The 18,594-nt window shown below is 61.7% G+C and carries 15 protein-coding genes, 2 tRNA genes and 1 pseudogene; 7 read left to right on the forward strand and 11 right to left on the reverse strand.

Features of this window, described 5'->3' with window-relative positions:
- From AC2VLV_RS07645 to gyrA, 6 genes and pseudogenes are all read right to left on the reverse strand, one after another.
- Positions 1-571, reverse strand: a pseudogene (locus AC2VLV_RS07645) (bifunctional 3-phosphoshikimate 1-carboxyvinyltransferase/cytidylate kinase); the annotation flags it as partial.
- The gene (locus AC2VLV_RS07650; RefSeq protein ID WP_486989411.1) at positions 561-1,475 is read right to left on the reverse strand and encodes a prephenate dehydrogenase; all 915 of its coding nucleotides are present in this window, start codon (positions 1,473-1,475) and stop codon (positions 561-563) included. The pseudogene AC2VLV_RS07645 and the gene AC2VLV_RS07650, both read right to left, overlap by 11 nt.
- 4 nt (positions 1,476-1,479) lie before the next feature.
- Positions 1,480-2,610, reverse strand: a complete 1,131-nt coding sequence (gene hisC, locus AC2VLV_RS07655; RefSeq protein WP_486989412.1) for a histidinol-phosphate transaminase — start codon at positions 2,608-2,610, stop codon at positions 1,480-1,482.
- A gap of 30 nt (positions 2,611-2,640) precedes the next feature.
- Positions 2,641-3,738: a prephenate dehydratase gene (pheA, locus tag AC2VLV_RS07660; protein WP_486989413.1), complete on the reverse strand. Its 1,098-nt coding sequence runs from the start codon at positions 3,736-3,738 to the stop codon at positions 2,641-2,643.
- 6 nt (positions 3,739-3,744) lie between these two features.
- Entirely contained in the window at positions 3,745-4,848 is a 1,104-nt protein-coding gene (serC, locus tag AC2VLV_RS07665; RefSeq protein ID WP_486989414.1) for a 3-phosphoserine/phosphohydroxythreonine transaminase, read from the reverse strand.
- A gap of 6 nt (positions 4,849-4,854) precedes the next feature.
- Positions 4,855-7,461, reverse strand: coding sequence for a DNA gyrase subunit A (gene gyrA, locus AC2VLV_RS07670; RefSeq protein WP_486989415.1), 2,607 nt, complete (start codon positions 7,459-7,461; stop codon positions 4,855-4,857).
- A gap of 437 nt (positions 7,462-7,898) precedes the next feature.
- On the opposite strand from gyrA, the gene ompA reads away from it, so the two are divergent.
- From ompA to AC2VLV_RS07685, 3 genes are all read left to right on the forward strand, one after another.
- On the forward strand, positions 7,899-8,591 hold the full coding sequence (gene ompA, locus AC2VLV_RS07675; RefSeq protein ID WP_486989416.1) for an outer membrane protein OmpA: 693 nt from the start codon (positions 7,899-7,901) through the stop codon (positions 8,589-8,591).
- 175 nt (positions 8,592-8,766) lie between these two features.
- Positions 8,767-10,125: an omega-aminotransferase AptA gene (gene aptA, locus AC2VLV_RS07680; protein ID WP_486989417.1), complete on the forward strand. Its 1,359-nt coding sequence runs from the start codon at positions 8,767-8,769 to the stop codon at positions 10,123-10,125.
- A 139-nt stretch (positions 10,126-10,264) separates the two neighbouring features.
- Positions 10,265-11,137: a cytochrome c oxidase assembly protein gene (locus tag AC2VLV_RS07685; protein WP_486989418.1), complete on the forward strand. Its 873-nt coding sequence runs from the start codon at positions 10,265-10,267 to the stop codon at positions 11,135-11,137.
- Positions 11,138-11,181: 44 nt separating this feature from the next.
- Here AC2VLV_RS07685 and rnr read toward each other — a convergent pair whose 3' ends face one another.
- Positions 11,182-13,509 carry a ribonuclease R gene (rnr, locus tag AC2VLV_RS07690; RefSeq protein WP_486989419.1) on the reverse strand — a complete coding sequence of 776 codons (2,328 nt, stop codon included), beginning with the start codon at positions 13,507-13,509 and terminating at the stop codon, positions 11,182-11,184.
- A gap of 175 nt (positions 13,510-13,684) precedes the next feature.
- Here rnr and AC2VLV_RS07695 point away from each other — a divergent pair.
- The 3 genes from AC2VLV_RS07695 to AC2VLV_RS07705 all read left to right on the forward strand — a co-directional run bounded on the left by AC2VLV_RS07695 (position 13,685) and on the right by AC2VLV_RS07705 (position 14,626).
- Positions 13,685-13,769: transfer RNA gene (locus AC2VLV_RS07695), tRNA-Leu, on the forward strand.
- An 85-nt stretch (positions 13,770-13,854) separates the two neighbouring features.
- Positions 13,855-13,941, forward strand: a tRNA-Leu gene (locus AC2VLV_RS07700).
- A gap of 142 nt (positions 13,942-14,083) precedes the next feature.
- Entirely contained in the window at positions 14,084-14,626 is a 543-nt protein-coding gene (locus AC2VLV_RS07705) for an NUDIX hydrolase (protein WP_486989420.1), read from the forward strand.
- Between the two features lie 14 nt (positions 14,627-14,640).
- On the opposite strand, the gene AC2VLV_RS07710 is transcribed toward AC2VLV_RS07705, so the two are convergent.
- Positions 14,641-15,381, reverse strand: a complete 741-nt coding sequence (locus AC2VLV_RS07710; protein WP_486989421.1) for a sulfite exporter TauE/SafE family protein — start codon at positions 15,379-15,381, stop codon at positions 14,641-14,643.
- 58 nt (positions 15,382-15,439) lie between these two features.
- Here AC2VLV_RS07710 and AC2VLV_RS07715 point away from each other — a divergent pair, with 58 nt between their 5' ends.
- Complete coding sequence (locus tag AC2VLV_RS07715) at positions 15,440-16,177, forward strand: helix-turn-helix domain-containing protein (protein ID WP_486989422.1); 738 nt, start codon at positions 15,440-15,442, stop codon at positions 16,175-16,177.
- A 59-nt stretch (positions 16,178-16,236) separates the two neighbouring features.
- Here the strand turns inward: AC2VLV_RS07715 and AC2VLV_RS07720 are convergent, their stop codons facing one another.
- From AC2VLV_RS07720 to AC2VLV_RS07730, 3 genes are all read right to left on the reverse strand, one after another.
- Positions 16,237-16,716, reverse strand: a complete 480-nt coding sequence (locus AC2VLV_RS07720) for a FixH family protein (protein WP_486989423.1) — start codon at positions 16,714-16,716, stop codon at positions 16,237-16,239.
- Positions 16,717-16,742: 26 nt separating this feature from the next.
- Positions 16,743-18,161, reverse strand: a complete 1,419-nt coding sequence (ccoG, locus tag AC2VLV_RS07725; RefSeq protein ID WP_486989424.1) for a cytochrome c oxidase accessory protein CcoG — start codon at positions 18,159-18,161, stop codon at positions 16,743-16,745.
- A gap of 107 nt (positions 18,162-18,268) precedes the next feature.
- A partial coding sequence (locus tag AC2VLV_RS07730) for a c-type cytochrome (RefSeq protein ID WP_486989425.1) occupies positions 18,269-18,594 on the reverse strand: 326 nt, incomplete at its 5' end.

Here is an 18,594-nt window from a genome sequence, read left to right on the forward strand (position 1 = left end):
CGATGTCGTGATCGCTCGCCTTGAGCGGTAGCGCCAGCAGCAGGGCGGTGAGAAACTGGCTGGAGACATCGCCCCGCACGGCCACGTCGCCATTCAGACGGAAATGGCTGGCCCCGATGTGCAGCGGCGGATAGCCTTCCTGCCCGGTGTAGCGGATGTCACAACCGAATTGCCGCAGCGCATCGACCAGATCGCCGATCGGGCGCTCATGCATGCGGGGCACGCCGTGCAGCGCATAGTCGCCCCCCAGCAGCGCCAGCGCGGCGGTGAGCGGGCGGATCGCGGTGCCCGCGTTGCCCATGAACAGATCGGCCTGCGCTGCCGGAAAGCGCCCTGCCCCGCCTTGCACGCGGGCGGTGCTGCCGTCGCGCTTCAACGCAATGCCCAGAGACTGCAGCGCAGCGAGCATCACGCGGGTATCGTCGGAATCGAGCAGGCCGGTGATCTCGGTCTGTCCCTCGGCCAGCGCCGCCAGCAGCAAGACGCGATTGGAAATGCTCTTGGAACCGGGCAGGATCACCCGTCCGCCGGCGCCGATGAGCGGCGGCAGATCGCGCGCCTCAGACTTCATCATCAGACGACGCTGGAGCGTCCCAGCCCTGCCGCACCTGACTGGCGCGGCGGATCAACCCCTCGACCGCGCTCCAGTTGCCCTGCTGAATCTGCGCTTCAAAACCCGCCAGCGCCTGTTTGTAGAGTTGCAGTTGTCGCAGCACTTCGTCGCGATTGGCCTGCAGCACGTCGCGCCACATGTGCGGATCGCCCCCGGCGATGCGGCTGAAGTCGCGAAACCCCGGCCCGGCCAGTTGCAGAAAAGCGCTGCCCTGCGGCTGGCTGGAGAGCGCATACACATAGCTGAACGCCAGCAGATGCGGCAGGTGGCTGACGGCAGCAAAGGCCGCGTCGTGTTCTTCGGGCGACATCACCGAGACCACTCCGCCAATCGACTCCCACGCCTGAGTGGCGATGTCCACAAAGCTGTCGCTGTTGGCCGCAAGCGGCGTGATGACCACGCGCTTGCCGTCGAACAAACCGGCTTCGGCATGCAGAACCCCGCTCTTTTCCTTGCCCGCTATGGGATGGCAGGGCACGAACTGGCTTTGCCGTGCGCCGAGCTGCGACTGCGCCGCCGCCGCCACATTGCCCTTGGTGCTGCCCACATCCATCACCAGGGCGTGGGGTTCGAGCCCGTGCCGCAGCTGCTTGAGCAGATCGCCGGTGGACACCACCGGCACGGCCAGCAGCACGAGATCGGCGCCATGCACTGCACGCAGCGCCGAATCGGCCTCTTCGTCGATGATGCCGCGTTCCAGCGCGGTGCGGGTGGTCGTAGGCGACTTGCTGTAGCCCACGATGCGCCGTGCCAGCTTGGCCCGACGCGCAGCCAGGGCAAAAGAGCCGCCGAGCAGGCCGACCCCGAGGATGGCCAGACGTTCGAACTGCACAGAGGCTTCGTCGCCGATCACGGTGTCCATGGCCTCAGCTGCCGGCATAGTGGTCGCGCAGCGCGGCGATGCAGGTGGCGTTTTCTGCCTCGGTACCCACCGAAATGCGCAGCCATTGGGGCAGTCCGTAGTTGTCCACCGGACGGGCGATCACGCCGCGCTGCAACAGCGCCAGATTCACCCGCGCGCCAGCCTTTGCGTCATCGCCCACCTTCACCAGAATGAAGTTGCCTTGCGAGGGGACGTAGCGCAGGCCCAGCGCATCGAACGCCGCAGCCAGCTGCGCCTGACCGGCACGGTTGACCGCATAGGCCTGATCGATGAAGGCCAGATCGTCCAGCGCGGCAAGCGCCGCGGCCTGGCCCAGCGTGCTGGTGTTGAAGGCCGAGCGCACGCGGTTGAGCACATCGGTCAGCGCCGGCTGCGACACGCCGTAGCCCATGCGCAGGCCCGCCAGGCCGTATGCCTTGGAAAACGTGCGCGAAACGATGAGATTGGGAAATTCGCGCACCCAGGCCATGCTGTCGTAACGCAGCGCGGGTTCGATGTATTCCACATAGGCTTCGTCGAGCACCACCGCGATGTGCGGCGGCACCTTGCGCAGAAAGTCGTGCAGTTCGCCCGCAGGCAAAAACGTACCGGTTGGATTGTTGGGGTTCGCCACAAAAATCAACTTGGTCTGCGAGGTGATGGCGGCCAGCATGGCCGGCAGGTCGTGACCAAAGTCGCGGTCGGGCACTATCTGATGCGTTGCGCCCACGCCCTGCACCGCTTGCGTATAAACGATGAAGCTGTAGCGCGAATACATGCCGGCATCGGCGTCGGTCAGCAAAGCGCGCGCGGCCATTTCCAGCAGGTCGCTCGAACCATGGCCGAGGGTGATCCACTCGGCCGGAACACTCAGCTTGCTTGCCAGCGCCTGTTTCAGCGCGTAGCCGTCGTTGTCGGGGTAGCGGGTGCTGTCGGCCAGCGCGGCCATCATGGCCTCGCGCGCCTTGGGCGACATACCCAGCGGGTTTTCATTCGAGGCCAGCTTGACGATGCGCTCTGGCTGCAAACCAAACTGCCGCGCTACCTCGGCGATGGGCTTGCCTCCGATGTAGGGCGAAATGGCCTGGACGTAATCAGCGCCCCAGCGGGCTTGGGTGGCGGGTTGTTCTGACATGTTCAAACTCTCGGGAGATGCGAGCCGTGCTCAGTTGTCGCGTGGTTTTTTATCGATGGGGTAGGAGCCCAGGCACTTGTACATCGCGCAGACCGACTGCAGCTCGCGCAAGGCCGTCACCACACGGGGTTCGTCTTGATGCCCTTCGACGTCAATGTAAAAAGCGTATTCCCATTCGCCCGAGCGCGCCGGGCGCGACTCGAACCGGGTCATGCTCACCCCGTGCGCGGCCAGCGGTTTGAGCAGGTCGTACACCGCTCCGGCGCGGTTGGGCACGGAGAGAATGAGGCTGGTGCGGTCGGACCCGGTGGGCTCGGGCTGGGCCGCGCCGAGCACGACAAAGCGCGTGGTGTTCTGCGCCTCGTCCTGAATGGCGCGCGCGGCGATGTGCAGGCCATAAAGCACCGCGGTCGCCTCGGCGGCGATCCCGGCGATGCCGGCGTCTTCCGAAGCCAGCCGGGCGCCCTCGGCATTGCTCGATACGGGTCGAATTTCGGCATTTGGCAGATGCGCACGCAGCCAGCCCGCGCACTGGGCCAAAGCTTGAGGGTGCGCAGCGACCGTCTGGATGCCCTGCAGATCAGGTGTCTGCCGCATGAGGAAATGCCGCACGGGCAGGCTGACTTCGCCGCACAGATGCACGGGGTGGGCGAGCAACAGATCCATGCTGCGTGCCACCGCGCCTTCGGTACTGTTTTCCACTGGCACGATGGCGAATTCGCTCTCACCACTCAGATAGCTGCGGAACACATCGTCGATGGTCGCGCAGGGAAAGCCCTGGGCACTGGCGCCGAAGAACCGCCGCGCCGCCTGCTCGCTGAACGTGCCGGCCGGGCCGAGATACGCCACGCGCTGCGGCGCCTCCAGCGCGCGGCAGGCCGACATGACTTCGCGCCAGATGGCGCTCACCCCGGCATCGCGCAGCGGCCCGGTATTGTGCTCATGTAGCTTTTCGATCACCTGGCGTTCGCGCTCGGGACGGAACACGGGCATATTCAAGCGCTGCTTGATATGGCCAATCTGCTGCGCGGCTTCGGCCCGCTGGTTGAGCAGCGCCAGAATCTGTTTGTCGAGGGCGTCGATCTGGTCGCGCCAGGGGCTCAGGTCATCTTGGGAATCTTGGCTCATCAGATTTCAGCCGTGGCGTTTTTCAAAGTCTTGCAGATAGCTCACCAGCGCCTGCACGCCTTCAAGCGGCATGGCGTTGTAGATCGAGGCCCGCATACCCCCCACCGATTTATGCCCCTTGAGTTGCAGCAGCCCGGCCGCCTCGGCGCCTTGCAGGAAAGCGGTGTTCAAAGCGGTATCACGCAGATGAAACGGCACGTTCATGCGCGAGCGGCAGTCGCGCCCCACCCGGGTTTCATACAGATCAGAGGCATCGAGCGCGTCGTACAGCAGGTGCGCCTTGGCGATATTGCGCGCCTCCACTGCCGCCAATCCCTCCAGCCCTTGGAAACGCTGGCGCTTGATCCATTGCAACACCAGCCCGGCGACGTAGATCGCGTAAGTGGGCGGCGTGTTGAACATGGAATGGTTGGCCGCCACTACGGCGTAGTCGAAGGCGCTGGGGCAATGCGGCAGGGCATGGCCCAGCAGGTCGCGGCGGATGATGACCAGCGTCAGCCCGGCCGGGCCGATGTTTTTTTGCGCCCCGCCATAGATGCAGGCGTAGCGCGAAACGTCCACCGCGCGCGACAGCAGATGCGAGGACATGTCGGCCACCAGCGGCACGCCGTGGCTGTCGGGCACGAAGTGGAATTCCACGCCGTCGATGGTCTCGTTGGTGCAGAGGTGCAGGTATTGCGCGTCGGGGCGGATGCTCCAGGCGGCGTTGTCTGGAATGCTGCCGTAGCCCTGCTCGTCGTGGGCGCTGGCGCTCAGGTGCACGTCGCAATACTTGCGGGCTTCCTGCTGGCTTTTTTGCGACCAGCTTCCCGTCACCACATAATCGGCCTTGGCCCCGCGCGAAAGATTGAGCGGAAGAATGGCGTTCTCTGCAATCGCCCCGCCTTGCATGAACAGCACGGCGTAGTTCTCGGGAATCTGCAGCAACTCGCGCAGATCCGCCTCGGCCTGCGCGATGATGGATTCGAACTGCGGCCCGCGATGGCTCATCTCCATTACGCTCATGCCGCAGCCGTGCCAGTCGAGCATCTCGGCAGCCGCCTGTTGCAGCACCTCTTCAGGAATGGCGGCCGGCCCGGCGGAAAAGTTGTAGGGACGTAGCTTGTCCATACCGGCTCACTCCGCCGCCGTGTCGGCGCCGCCGTCTTCCGCCGGGGGCAGTTCGGTCGGGGGCAACTCGTCGTCGTCCGCCTCCACCACCGGCTGCACCTGGATGAGCTGCGCCTTGGCGTCAAGCGCGATCAGGGTGACGCCCTGCGTAGCACGGCCCATTTCACGAATCTCTTCCACCCGCGTGCGCACCAGCACGCCGGTATCGGTGATGAGCATGATTTCATCGCTGGTGCGCACCAGGCAGGCGGCGACCACCTTGCCGTTGCGCTCCGAGGTCTGGATGGCGATCATGCCCTTGGTGCCGCGCCCATGACGGGTGTATTCGGTGATGGACGTGCGCTTGCCGTAGCCGTTTTCCGTGGCCGTGAGCACGCTTTGGGTTTCGTCTTCGGCCACCAGCAAAGCAATGACGGTTTGATCCGCTTCAAGCTGCATGCCGCGCACCCCACGCGCCTCGCGGCCCATCGGGCGCACGTCGGCCTCGTCGAAACGCACCGCCTTGCCCGCATCTGAAAACAGCATGACGTCGTGCTGACCATCGGTGATGGCCGCGCCGATGAGGTAGTCATCATCATCGAGCCCGACTGCGATGATGCCCGCGGTACGACGGTTGGCGAACGCCGTCAGCGGCGTCTTTTTCACCGTGCCGCGCGCCGTCACCATGAAGACAAAATGCTCTTCGTCGAAAGCCTTGACGGGCAGCACGGTGGTGATTTTCTCGCCCGCCTGCAACGGAAACAGATTGACCAGGGGCTTGCCGCGCGAGCCACGCCCGCCCATCGGCGATTCGTACACCTTCATCCAGTACACCCGGCCCCGGTTGGAGAAGCACAGCAGCATGTCGTGGGTGTTGGCCACGAACAGCTGCTCGACCCAATCATCTTCCTTGGTACCTGTGGCCAGCTTGCCCCGGCCGCCGCGGCGCTGCGCACGGTATTCCGCCAGAGGCTGGCTCTTGACGTAGCCCGAATGCGAGATCGTGACCACCAGGTCTTGCGGGGTGATGAGGTCTTCGACGTCGATGTCGTAGGCATTGACCTCGATGTGCGAACGGCGCGCATCGCCGAACTCGGCACGCAGGGTGCTCATTTCGGTAGCGATGATTTCGGTCATGCGCTCGGGCTTGGCGAGGATGTCGAGCAGATCGGCGATCTGTTCCATGACGTCCTTGTATTCGCTCACGATCTTGTCCTGCTCCAGGCCGGTCAGGCGCTGCAGCCGCATCTGCAGGATTTCCTGCGCCTGCGTCTCGCTGAGGTAATAACCGTCGGGTTTGAGGCCGTAACGCGCGTCGAGATCGTCGGGTTGGAACTGAGTGATGTCACCCTCCACGCGCGACAGCATGGCGCGCGCCTCGCCCGGCTCCCAGGCCTGCGCCAGCAGACGTTCCTTCGCCACCGGTGGTGTGGGCGCAGCCTTGATGAGTTCGATCATGCGATCGACGTTGGCCAGTGCCACAGCCAGACCTTCGAGCACATGCCCACGTTCGCGCGCCTTGCGCAGGTCGAACACCGTGCGGCGGGTGATGATCTCGCGGCGGTGCGACAAAAAGGCCGAGATCATCTGCTGCAGGTTGAGCAAACGCGGCTGACCATCCACCAGCGCCACCATGTTGACGCCAAAGGTGTCCTGCAGCTGGGTCTGCTTGTACAGATTGTTGAGCACCACTTCAGGCACTTCGCCGCGCTTGAGTTCGATGACCACGCGCATGCCCGACTTGTCAGACTCGTCCTGGATGTGGCTGATGCCTTCGATCTTTTTCTCTTGCACCAACTCGGCGATGCGCTCAAGCAAGGTGCGTTTGTTGACCTGGTACGGCAACTCGTCGACGATGATGGCCTGACGCTGGCCCTTTTCAAGATCTTCAAAGTGGCAACGCGCCCGCATCACCACCCGACCGCGTCCGGTGCGATAGGCGTCGCGAACACCGGAAGTGCCATAGATGATGCCCGCCGTCGGGAAGTCGGGCGCAGGCACGCGCTCCATCAACTCCTCGATCGTCGCCGCAGGGTTGCGCAGCAGGTGCAGACAGGCGTCGAGCACCTCGCCCAGGTTGTGCGGCGGAATATTGGTGGCCATGCCCACCGCAATGCCCGACGAACCATTGATCAACAGATTGGGCAGGCGCGCAGGCAACAGCAGCGGCTCCTGCTCGGAGCCGTCATAGTTGGGGCCGAAATCGACGGTTTCCTTATCGATATCAGCCAGCATTTCGTGCGCGATCTTCGACAGCCGGATTTCGGTGTAGCGCATCGCCGCAGCGTTGTCGCCGTCCACCGAGCCGAAGTTGCCCTGCCCGTCCACCAGCATGTAGCGCAGCGAGAAATTCTGCGCCATGCGCACGATGGTGTCGTACACCGACTGGTCACCGTGCGGGTGATATTTACCGATCACGTCACCGACGATACGCGCCGACTTCTTGTAAGGCCGGTTCCAGGCATTGCTCAATTCGTGCATCGCATACAGCACGCGCCGATGCACCGGCTTGAGGCCATCTCGCACATCGGGAAGTGCACGACCCACGATCACGCTCATCGCGTAATCAAGGTAGGAGCGACGCATTTCCGTCTCTAGACTGATCGGCAGGGTTTCTTTGGCAAAAACGGACATGAGTGAGTGCTTCGCAGCAATAGTTCAGACGTCGGAGCGACCAGACCGGGCCCGACAAACCGGGCGTCGCCCATCTAACAGACGCGCCCCCAGTCAAGCAAACGATGTTAGCAGCCCGTATTTCCTGGTCCGGTTTCAGCGCAGCAGCGGGATGGGCGACGGAATGGAGCAGAAAAATCAGGCCAATGTTGCGAAACAGCAACGCCGGTATTCGCGCCTCGGGGCAGAACGTAAACGAATCGTTTCAGCAATTGAACGTCACAAACGCTGTGGCACAATAACCGCGGGTTTACTAGTAGTGAATGCGCCGGGTGTCGTGTACACGGGCTGTGAACGAGTACAACTTGCAATTGTTCACGCCCAAAGCATCCCGTCGCTTATTATGGCAACACGCAGTTCTGGCTGCGATGAACGATCAACGACCGAGAGGAAATAACATGATCCACCCCCAAAAAATCGCAAAATTGTTCGCAGCTGCGGTTCTCGCAACGTCTTCGCTGGCTGCTGCCCATGCCGGTGAAGCTCGCAGCATCAACAACTGGCAAGACCCGTACGGTCTGACCTGGATGAACGGCGACAACAAGCTGTGCTGGCAAGACAACTTCTGGACGCCGGCAACCGCTTCCAGCGAAGCTTGCGGCCTGCCTGTCGTGGCCAAGGCTGAACCTGCCCCGGCTCCCGCTCCGGCACCGGCCCCCGCTCCGGCCCCCGCACCTGCTCCCGCTCCGGCCCCAGTGCCTGTGAGCGAAAAGGTCACCTACAACGCCGATGCCTTCTTCCAGTTCAACAAGGCTGTCCTGCTGCCCGCTGGCAAGGAAAAGCTCGATGATCTGGCCGGCAAGATCAAGGCCATCAATCTGGAAGTCGTGATCGCCACCGGCTACACCGACAGCTTCGGCAGCGTGGCTTACAACCAGAAGCTCTCCGTTCGCCGTGCTGAAGCCGTGAAGGCCTATCTGGTGAGCCAGGGTGTTCCGGCTGACAAGGTGTACGTCGAAGGCAAGGGCAAGACCGACTTCCGCGTCGATCCCAAGAGCTGCAAGGGCTCCTTCAAGAGCCAAGTGGAATGCCAAGCCCCCAACCGCCGCACCGTGGTTGAGGTTGTCGGCACCCACATGGTCACCAAGTAAGCGGCCCCAAGAAAGCTGCCTACTCAGAGCTGACTGCTTCACCGAAAAAGCCCCGCCCTGCGGGGCTTTTTCTTTTTGGCGCGGCGTCGCTACTTGGCAACGCCTTCGCTATATTTGAGGGGCCCACAGACCAAAACATCGGGGCCACACACATTCCCGTTCACAGGAGAGTTTCATGGATCAAGCCGAACTTCAGCGTTCTGGCGCAATGACCGAGCTACCGTCGATGGACCAGCTCTGGATGCCGTTCACCGCCAACCGGCAGTTCAAAGCCGCCCCCCGATTGCTCGTCAGCGCGCAAGGCATGTATTACCGCTCTCACGACGGACGGCAGATTCTGGACGGCACATCGGGGCTCTGGTGCGTCAACGCGGGCCACGGTCGGCCGGAGATCAGCGCGGCCATCGCCCATCAGGCCCAGGAGATGGACTATGCGCCCCCATTCCAGATGGGCCACCCCGTGCAGTTCGAGGCCGCCAATCTGCTGGCCGAAATCGCCCCCGCCGATCTGAAAAAGGTGTTTTTCACCAACTCTGGCTCGGAGTCGGTGGACTCGGCCCTGAAGATCGCCCTGGCCTATCACCGGGCGCGGGGTGACGGAACGCGCACCCTGTTCATCGGACGTGAGCGCGGCTATCACGGTGTGGGATTCGGGGGCATCTCCGTGGGCGGTATGGTGGCGAATCGCAAGACTTTCCGTGGTTCGCTGCTGCCCAATGTGGATCATCTGCCCCACACTTACGCGCCTGAACATCAGGCGTTTTCGCGGGGCGTACCGGAATGGGGCGGACACCTCGCCGAAGATCTCGAACGCATTGTGGCGCTGCACGATGCGAGCAATATCGCCGCCGTGATCGTCGAGCCCGTCGCTGGGTCAACCGGCGTACTCGTACCGCCCAAGGGGTATCTGGAACGGCTGCGCGCGATTTGCGACAAATACGGCATCCTGTTGATTTTCGATGAGGTCATCACCGGTTATGGTCGGCTGGGTACGCCGTTTGCCGCGCAGTATTTCAAGGTCACGCCCGACATCATCACCACCGCCAAGGCGGTGAACAATGCGGCGGTGCCGCTGGGCGCAGTGTTCGTGCGTAATGGTATTTACGACACGGTCGTGAACGGATCTCCGGACGGCGCCGTCGAATTTTTCCACGGCTACACCTATTCGGGCCATCCTCTGGCCATGGCTGCTGCCGTCGCGGCGCAAAAGATTTACAAGCGCGACAAACTGCTCACCCGTGTGCAGGACGACGGCATTGCACACTACTGGCAGGAAGCGCTGCACGCCCTGCGAGACGCACGACACGTCAAAGACCTGCGCAATATCGGGCTGATTGGCGCCATCGAGCTGGAGTCGCGTCCTGCCGCCGTGGGCAAGCGGGCTTTTGAAGCATTTGTCGGCTGCTACGCACGCGGCCTGCTGGTTCGGTACACGGGCGACACCCTTGCGCTGTCGCCGCCGCTCATCATCGAGCGCGGCCAGATCGACCAGATTATGTCAACCCTTCGGGACGTTCTGCGCACCCTCGACTGACCCGTTTTCGCCCCGCTTTGTCAACCCGGCCTCGCGCCGGGTTTTTCATGTCTTGCCGGCGGCTCGTCCTTGAGACTGTCGTCGCGCGCTAAAGTGCGTGTTTTATTGCGAATTGCACTTTCTTTTTTCCCTTCCACACATGGACTCCCTGCTGCGTTGGTTCATTCCCTGGGAACCGTCTCCAACGGCCCTTGTCCTGTTGGCGACTGCGGCTGTTCTCTATGTGCGCGGCTGCCGCAGACGGAAGATTTCAGTCTCGCGCCAGGTTCGGTTCTGGCTGGGATGGGTGCTGATGTGGCAGGCTTTCCAGACCCGCTGGGACTACTACGCCGAACATCAGTTTTTTGTGCATATCTCGCAGCAAATTTCGCTGCATGATTTCGCGCCCCTGCTCATTATGTGGAGTTATCCGCTCGCCACACTGCGAGCCGGCATTCCCGTTGGCATCAGGGTGCGCTGGCTGAAACCCTTTCAGCGCAACGCAGTTGTGCGGGCGATCAAGCTCGTGCTGTTCAACCCCTACTTTGCCGCTTTTTTGTTTGGCGGCATGGCATTGCTCTGGCTGATTCCGTCTTTTCACCCCTTTGTCATGCTCAATGCGCCGACCTACCGGTTGATGAACTGGAGCATGGCGCTTGATGGCCTTTTGTTCTGGTGGCTGGTTCTCGACACCCGCCCCAATCCGCCCGCCCATCTCTCGCCGGGAAAGCGGGTTTTTCTGCCCCTGCTGGGCATGCTGCCGACCATGCTCTGGGGTGCCATCCTCGCCCTGAGCATGACCGACTATTACCCGATCTATGAAATTTGCGGACGCGCGCTGAGCCTAGACCCATTGACTGACCAGCATCTGGGCGGCCTGATCCTGTGGATTCCAGGCTCCTTCCCGATGGTACTGGCCAGCATGATCGCGCTGCGCAGCTGGATGCGGCTTTCAGAGCGAGGCCGTCTCAAGACGCGGCCCAATAAGCGCGCCGTTGCTTCGGCTTCGCCCGCCGTACCGCCCGCTGTTTGAGTCCAGGCATCTGTCGCGTTTGATCGCAGCGGGTTGCAAGCGGTTCAGCGGGCCCGCTTGCGCGGGCTGGTCGGCTTGCCGGTCTTGCGACCTGCGGACGGTTTTCCCTTCGTCGCCTTGCCGTTCGCACCTGGCGCGGCTGCCGTTTTGATCGCGGCCTCCGCCGTGCCGCGCTGGCCCTTGCCGCCCGATTTGGTTACTCCTTTGCTCACCCCGTTTGCCGACGTTCGGGATTTGCGCACGCCAGCCGACATTTGCGGATTGAGCGCAAACACATCTTCGTCGACGCCCTTGATCTCCCCGGAAGTCGGCAAAGGCTTGTTCGACGGGCTGGTCTTGCCGCCTTCACGCACCAGACGGAAGTCAATCTTGCGACCATCCAGATCGACCCGGCTGACCTGCACGAGCAGACGCCCGCCCAAGGCATAACGAATGCCGGTGCGTTCACCGCGCAACTCGCCGCGCGCTTCGTCGTAGCGAAAGTAATCGGCGCCAATCTCCGAGACATGCACCAGGCCTTCGACAAACAGGGCATCGAGTTGCACAAAAAGGCCAAAGCCGGTCACTGCGGTGATCGTGCCCGCATACTCCTCGCCGAGTTTGTCGCGCATATACCAGCACTTCAACCAGCTCTCGACATCGCGGCTGGCTTCGTCGGCGCGACGCTCGTTGGACGAACAATGCAGCCCGGCCGATTCCCAGATCGGCATCTCCTGGGCCTGTTGCTTGGACACCGGGGCCGCCGGGGCCACGCTCGCAAGCTGACGCTGCGGCGCGCGGCGCGCGTTCTGCTCACCGCGATTGAGTTCGATGCGTTCGCTGAACTTCGGGGTGTAATGCGTACCGTGCAGGATGGCCTTGATGCCGCGATGCGTGAGCAGATCGGGGTAGCGACGAATCGGGCTGGTGAAATGGGTATAGGCGGGATAGGCCAGGCCGAAATGCCCACTGTTGTGCGGCGTATAAATGGCCTGCTGCATGGAACGCAGCAGAAGCGTCTGAATCTGTAGGGCGTCCGGCCTATCCTCGATGGACTGCGCCAGCGCCTGATAGTCGGCAGGTTCGGGCGCGCCTTTGCTGCCCAGCGTGAGCCCGAGATTGCGCAGCAGGGTGCGCAGCGTTTCAAGTTTTTCGGGCGTGGGGCCTTCGTGAACGCGATAGAGCGCAAGCTGTTTGTTGCGCTCCAGAAAATCAGCGGCACACACATTGGCGGCCAGCATGCATTCCTCGATCAGCCGGTGCGCGTCGTTGCGATGTCGCGGCACGATGGTCTCGATCTTGCCTGCGGCATTCACCACAATCTGCGTTTCGGGAATATCGAGATCGAGCGCCCCCCGAACCTGCCGCGATTTCAGCAAGGCGTGAAACACAGCATGCAGATTGAGCAGGTGCGGCACCAGCGGCGCACGCTCGCGCGCCAGCTTTCCCGCCGTGTTCGACAAGATGTCCGCAACCTCCGTGTAGGTCAACCGCGCCTGCGAACGCATCACCGCCGGATAAAACTGATAGGCCTTAAGCTCACCCTGTGCGGTAATCAGCACGTCGCACACCATGCACAGGCGATCCACCTGAGGGTTCAGCGAGCACAGGCCGTTGCTCAGCTTTTCCGGCAGCATGGGAATCACGCGGCGGGGAAAATACACCGAGGTCGCACGCTCCAGCGCATCCGCATCGAGCTCCGTCCCTTCGCGCACGTAATGCGAGACATCGGCAATCGCCACCAGCAAGCGCCAGCCCTTGGCGCGACCAACCTTCGCGGGCTCGCAATACACCGCATCGTCGAAATCCCGTGCGTCCTCGCCGTCGATGGTCACCAGCGCCACATCGCGCAAATCGATGCGCCCGGCCGAGTCGGCATCGCGAACCGCGTCTGGCAAAGCCGCACTTTCGCGCGATGCGCCACTCGAAAACAAATGCGGTACGCCGTATTTGCGCACCGCAATTTCAATCTCCATGCCGGGGTCATCGAGTTCCCCCAACACCTCCAGCACCCGCCCGACCGGCTGCACGTTTGGCAGCGGCGGCTGGGTGATTTCAGCGCTCACCACCTGACCAGCACGCGCCTTGCCAATGGCATCGGGCGATATCAGAATGTCTTGCACATAGCGCTTGTCCTCGGGCGCCAGCAACCACGTTCCGCCCTCCTGCAACAAACGCCCGATGATGGGGCGCGTGCTCCGTTCCAGAATGCCAATGATCTGCCCTTCAGTCCGCCCCCGCCGATCGGGCTTGCCCACACGTACTCGCACCCTGTCCAGATGCAGCACAGTCCGCATCTGCTGCGGTGGGAGATACACATCGGGGCCGCCATCATCGGGCGTGACAAAGCCATGACCATCGCGATGACCGCGCACGATACCTTCAACAATCACGGAATATCCTTTTTTTGACTGCAGACCACTGCAGAGTCGCGGCCTTGGTGCCGCATGGAAATGAAGCCAAACATTGTTCTGACTAGTGCATTATCACCGCGGACCCCGATCAACCTCAAAAGCGCGGCCCTGTCTTTACAAGCACGAACTTTATGCTAAGATGCTCAGCTTCGTTGCCCAGATGGCGGAATTGGTAGACGCACTAGTTTCAGGTACTAGCGCTGCGAGGCGTGGAGGTTCGAGTCCTCTTCTGGGCACCAAAATTGCAAAAAAGTATAGACGGGGGATTTCGATTCCCCGTTTTGCTTTCCGTCAGGCACAAATGCACGAATGCCTGATCTCCCAGCCGGGATGGCGGAATCGGTAGACGCACTGGATTCAAAATCCAGCGCCCTTAAAAGCGTGCGGGTTCGAGTCCCGCTCCCGGCACCATCTAATCGTTTTCGGCAGTGCACAGAAGTGCAAAAGTCCTAAAGCCATCAACGCGTTTAGGACTTTTGTACGTAGACGGTACCGAGTTGGCAGCGCATTGGGTTTCAAAATAGACTGCCCTCCTGCACTCAGCCAAGCCCCCATGCACAATCCGCCCATACGCCATTGCACCGCCTGCGGCTCGCCGGTGATCTACCGCGTTCCTGAAGGCGATTCCCGTCCGCGCGCGGTTTGCCCGGCCTGCGGGCACATCCAGTACGAAAATCCGCGCAACATCGTCGGCGTCATACCGGCCTGGGGGCAGCAGGTTCTGCTTTGCAAGCGGGCGATCGAGCCGCGCTATGGTTTGTGGACTTTGCCCGCGGGTTTCATGGAAATTGGCGAAAGTACCGAAGTGGGCGCCCTTCGCGAGACCCGAGAAGAAGCCGGCGCCGAAGTGGCGCTGAATGGTCTTTATGCCGTCATCAATGTGCTGCCTGCGAATCAGGTCTATTTCTTTTACCGTGGGCAACTCACCCAGCCCCAATGGCAGGCGGGGGAAGAAAGCCTCGATGTCCAGCTTTTTCACGAAGCGGACATTCCCTGGGAGCAGATCGCCTTTCGCAGCGTGGCGCAAACGCTCAAACGCTACTTCGCAGACCTGCGCGCCGGGCACTTCCAGATCCACACCTTCGATATCGCCTAAAAACTGGGCTTCGCTCAGGCGCAGCCGCCCATCGGCAATTCGCTGCCCGCGTTGAACAACTTCCAGAAGCCATAGGCGGCAAACAGCAAGAGCAGCGTCCCGGCAGCCAGGTGAAACCAGCGCTGATTGGTGCGCTGACTCACCCAACGCAGCGTGTGACCGGCAAACAGCATATGCGGCAGGGTGCCCAGGCCGAAGGCCAGCATGGCCAGCGCGCCCTCCCAAGCCGTGGCGCTGAGAAACGCCAGAGAAAGTGCTGAATACACCAGCCCACAAGGCAGCAAACCCCAAAGTAGCCCGGCGCCCAGCCGTTTGGGAAAGGTGTTGAAGGGCAGCAGCCGCGACAACAAAGGTTGCGTCAACCGGGTCAATCCACGCCCAACCCAACTGCCGCCGAGCCACTTCTGCTGCCAGGCTAGCCAGCGTGGTGAAAGCACCTGTTGCAGGATCATCCATAGGCCCACCGCAACGAGCACCAGGTTGCCAAGGGTAAAAAGGCTCAGTTGCACCGGCCGCGCGCTCGCGGCCCACACCCCAGCCCCGATCAAACCGGCGATTCCTCCCAAAATGGTGTAAGACAACACCCGCGCGCCCTGTAATTGCAACTGGTTTTGAAACAACCGACGCGCAGGAAGGAGCACATGCTCTGTGGATGAGCGCTCGGAGGCCACCACCAGTCCCCCGCACATGGCGGCGCAGTGCAGCCCGCCCGTGAGGCCCATCAACAATAGGGTCAGTGGAATGGTTGTATTCATGGTGTTCTGCTGTATTCTGTAAACATCAACTGAAGCAAATATCGCGACATCCAAATCTATGAAATCGACCCCGACCCCCACCGCTACGCAGATGGAAAAACCCCATCCTTGCGATGTGTGCTTTCAAAGCAAGTTCTGCCTGCCGATTGCGCTGCAGCAGTCGGAAATGGGGCGTATCCGAGATGTGATTCAGGCAACCGTGCGGGTGCAGAAGGGCGAAGCGCTTTTCAGCACCGGCCAGGCCATGACCAAGGTGTATTCGGTACATGCGGGGTCTTTCAAATCGTATGTCACCAGCCCCGACGGACGCGAGCAGATTGTCGGTTTCCACATTCCCGGTGAGTTGATGGGCCTGGAGGGTCTGGGGCAGCACACCTATTTCACCGACACGGTCGCGCTCGAAGATAGCGAGGCCTGCGAAATCGATCTGCGCGCGCTGGAAACCACCACGCGCGATCTGCCCGCGCTGCAGCATCAGCTGCATTGCATTGTCGGCGGCAAGTTGGTGCGGGCGCAGCAAGATCAGTTTTCTCTGGGCAGCATGCATGCAGATGAGCGGCTGGCCCGCTTTCTGCTCGACTTGTCCGAACGCTTCAAGGCCCGTGGCCTGTCGCCCGATGAATTCGTCTTGCGCATGAGCCGCGAAGAGATTGGCAGTTATCTCGGCTTGAAGCTGGAGACGGTCAGCCGTCTGATGTCCAAGTTTCACTCCGCGGGGTTGATTCATGTGGCGCAGCGCCAGATCCGCATCACTGATCGCCGCGCCCTCGCTGAATTGCTGATGCCGCAAACCTGATCATTCTGAAGCGACAAAAAGTGAATCTAGGGGCTCCGAGAGGAGCCCCTTTGTTTTGTTCAGACGCCCGGCTCGAGCGTCAGCGTCGTCCCCGGAATCCAGACGCCCGCGAGGCGCCAGTCTGCCGTTTCCACATGCACGCGGTAACGCACGGCCTCAAGGGGCGGGGAGAAGGCGCTGTAAGTACCTGAGGCGCCGCGGTGCAGGTCGATCTGCACGTCTTTCTGCTTGGACAAAGGGTGACGCAACATCAGGTGCAGGGTGTCGGGAGCGATCTGCTGGTTGAGCTTGAGGTCAATGCGCCCGGCGGCGATCGAGATCTGCCCCGAAAGATGCAGGGCCTGGGCATGTCGCTCGCGCTGAATGTCGCCGCCCACCGCGAGCCCTTTTTTGTAATAGTGGTCGGTCACCAGGCTGTCTGGGGCGCGGCTGGCGAGAAAGATGGTGTACACACTGGCCAAAACCGCGATCAGCGGGAGCGCGATCAAAAACCAGGGCCATGGCTCACGGTACCAGGGGCGGGAAGCGGCGGTTTGCATGGAAACATCTCCTGCGGGTCAAGTGTTCAAGGGACGATGAAGGTGGTCTTGCTCGACGCAGAGATCGGTTTTTCGCCTTCCGACGTGGCAATGATCTCGATTTTGTAAACGCCCTTCTTCGCGTTGTCGACCGGAATGGTCACTTCCAGCGGTTCGAGGATGTTGGTCGACGCGGGCAACTCGTAGACATCGCCATCATGCACCGCAACGCCCTCCAGCCCCTTGACCTCGACGCGAATCTTTCGCGCCTTTTCCGTGGTGTTCATCAGCTGGATCTGATAGACGTTCTCGACCAGACCTCCGGGAATTTCGCGCGACAGCACGCCACGATCACGCATCACGTTCATCTTCAAGGGGTCGCGCGTGGCCAGCCCGCCGACAAACAACCCCATCATGACGAGCAGCAGCGCCGAGTAAATGAGAATGCGCGGTCGCAGCAGATGCGCCCATTGCTGACGCTTGCTCCACTTGTTCTTCATGGCGTTTTCGCTGGAGTAGCGAATCAGCCCGCGCGGATAACCCACCTTGTCCATGACCTGATCGCAGGCATCGACACAGGCGCCGCACCCGATGCACATGTATTGCAGGCCGTCGCGGATATCGATGCCCGTCGGGCAGACTTGCACGCAGATGCTGCAGTCCACGCAATCGCCCTTGCCTTCCGCGCGCGGATCGACATGCTTGCCCCGCTTGCCGCGCGGCTCGCCCCGTTCGGTGTCGTAGGTGACGACGAGCGTGTCCTTGTCGATCATCACCGACTGAAAGCGGGCGTAGGGGCACATGTACTTGCAGACCTGCTCGCGCATGAACCCCGCGTTGCCATAGGTGGCAAAGCCGTAGAACAAAATCCAGAACGTCTGCCAGGGGCCGAGACTGGCGCTGATGACCTGACCGGCCAAGGTCAGAATGGGCGTGAAGTAGCCCACAAAGGTGAAACCCGTCCACAAAGCCACTGCAATCCACAGCCCGTGCTTGAGCGTCTTCTTGCTGATCTTGCGGGCATTCCAATCGGCGCTGTCAAGGCGGATGCGTGCCAGCCGGTCGCCCTCGACCTTGCGCTCGATCCACATGAAAATTTCGGTGTACACGGTTTGCGGGCAGGCATAGCCGCAGAACAGCCGTCCGGCGATGGCCGTGAACAAAAACAGACCGTAGGCCGAAATGATCAGCAGCAGGGCGAGAAAAATTACGTCCTGCGGCCACAGAATCATGCCGAAAAAGTAGAACTTCCGGGTGGACAGATCGAGCAGCACCGCCTGGCGCCCATCCCACTGCAGCCAAGGCAAGCCGTAGAACAGCGCCTGGGTGAACACCACCATGATCACACGCCAGTTGTTGAACCAGCCGGTGACCGAGCGGGAGTAGATTTTTTTGCGGACCTCGTACAGCCACTCTTCAGAGGCTGAAATATCGTCGTCGCTGGGTTCTGGCGCCTTGGCGTTCATCGCACGTTCCGGGCTGATAAATACGGGACTGACTCAAGTGGCATCGGGGCGCAATTGATTTTGCGCCCCGATGCAGGTCAGAGAATAAAAAGAATCGAGGACTGGACTTACTTGGCCGCTTCCGCACCGTGGCTGATGCTGTAAACGTAGGCTGCCAGCAAGTGAATCTTCTCGGGCGAGAGAAAATCTTTTTGCGCCGGCATCTGGCCGGCACGACCCTTTTCAATGGTGTGAGAAATGGTCTCGATGCTCGACCCGAACAACCACTGCCGCTTGGGGTCGGCCAAATCGGGCGCACCCAGAGCCTTGTTGCCCGTGCCATCCGCTGCGTGGCACGCCGCGCAGGCCGTGGCGAACAAGGGCTTGCCCTGTGCCGCCAGTTGGGCATCGTGCTTCATGCCGCTGAGGCTGCGCACGTAGTTGGCCACGGCGA

Source organism: Thiomonas sp. TH-17 (assembly GCF_057473305.1).

Coding starts and splice junctions, on each gene's coding strand:
- AC2VLV_RS07650 (WP_486989411.1), bottom strand. CDS start 1,475: ATGGACACCGTGATCGGCGACGAAGCCTCTGTGCAGTTCGAACGTCTG.
- hisC (WP_486989412.1), bottom strand. CDS start 2,610: ATGTCAGAACAACCCGCCACCCAAGCCCGCTGGGGCGCTGATTACGTC.
- pheA (WP_486989413.1), bottom strand. CDS start 3,738: ATGAGCCAAGATTCCCAAGATGACCTGAGCCCCTGGCGCGACCAGATC.
- serC (WP_486989414.1), bottom strand. CDS start 4,848: ATGGACAAGCTACGTCCCTACAACTTTTCCGCCGGGCCGGCCGCCATT.
- gyrA (WP_486989415.1), bottom strand. CDS start 7,461: ATGTCCGTTTTTGCCAAAGAAACCCTGCCGATCAGTCTAGAGACGGAA.
- ompA (WP_486989416.1), top strand. CDS start 7,899: ATGATCCACCCCCAAAAAATCGCAAAATTGTTCGCAGCTGCGGTTCTC.
- aptA (WP_486989417.1), top strand. CDS start 8,767: ATGGATCAAGCCGAACTTCAGCGTTCTGGCGCAATGACCGAGCTACCG.
- AC2VLV_RS07685 (WP_486989418.1), top strand. CDS start 10,265: ATGGACTCCCTGCTGCGTTGGTTCATTCCCTGGGAACCGTCTCCAACG.
- AC2VLV_RS07705 (WP_486989420.1), top strand. CDS start 14,084: ATGCACAATCCGCCCATACGCCATTGCACCGCCTGCGGCTCGCCGGTG.
- AC2VLV_RS07710 (WP_486989421.1), bottom strand. CDS start 15,381: ATGAATACAACCATTCCACTGACCCTATTGTTGATGGGCCTCACGGGC.
- AC2VLV_RS07715 (WP_486989422.1), top strand. CDS start 15,440: ATGAAATCGACCCCGACCCCCACCGCTACGCAGATGGAAAAACCCCAT.
- AC2VLV_RS07720 (WP_486989423.1), bottom strand. CDS start 16,716: ATGCAAACCGCCGCTTCCCGCCCCTGGTACCGTGAGCCATGGCCCTGG.
- ccoG (WP_486989424.1), bottom strand. CDS start 18,161: ATGAACGCCAAGGCGCCAGAACCCAGCGACGACGATATTTCAGCCTCT.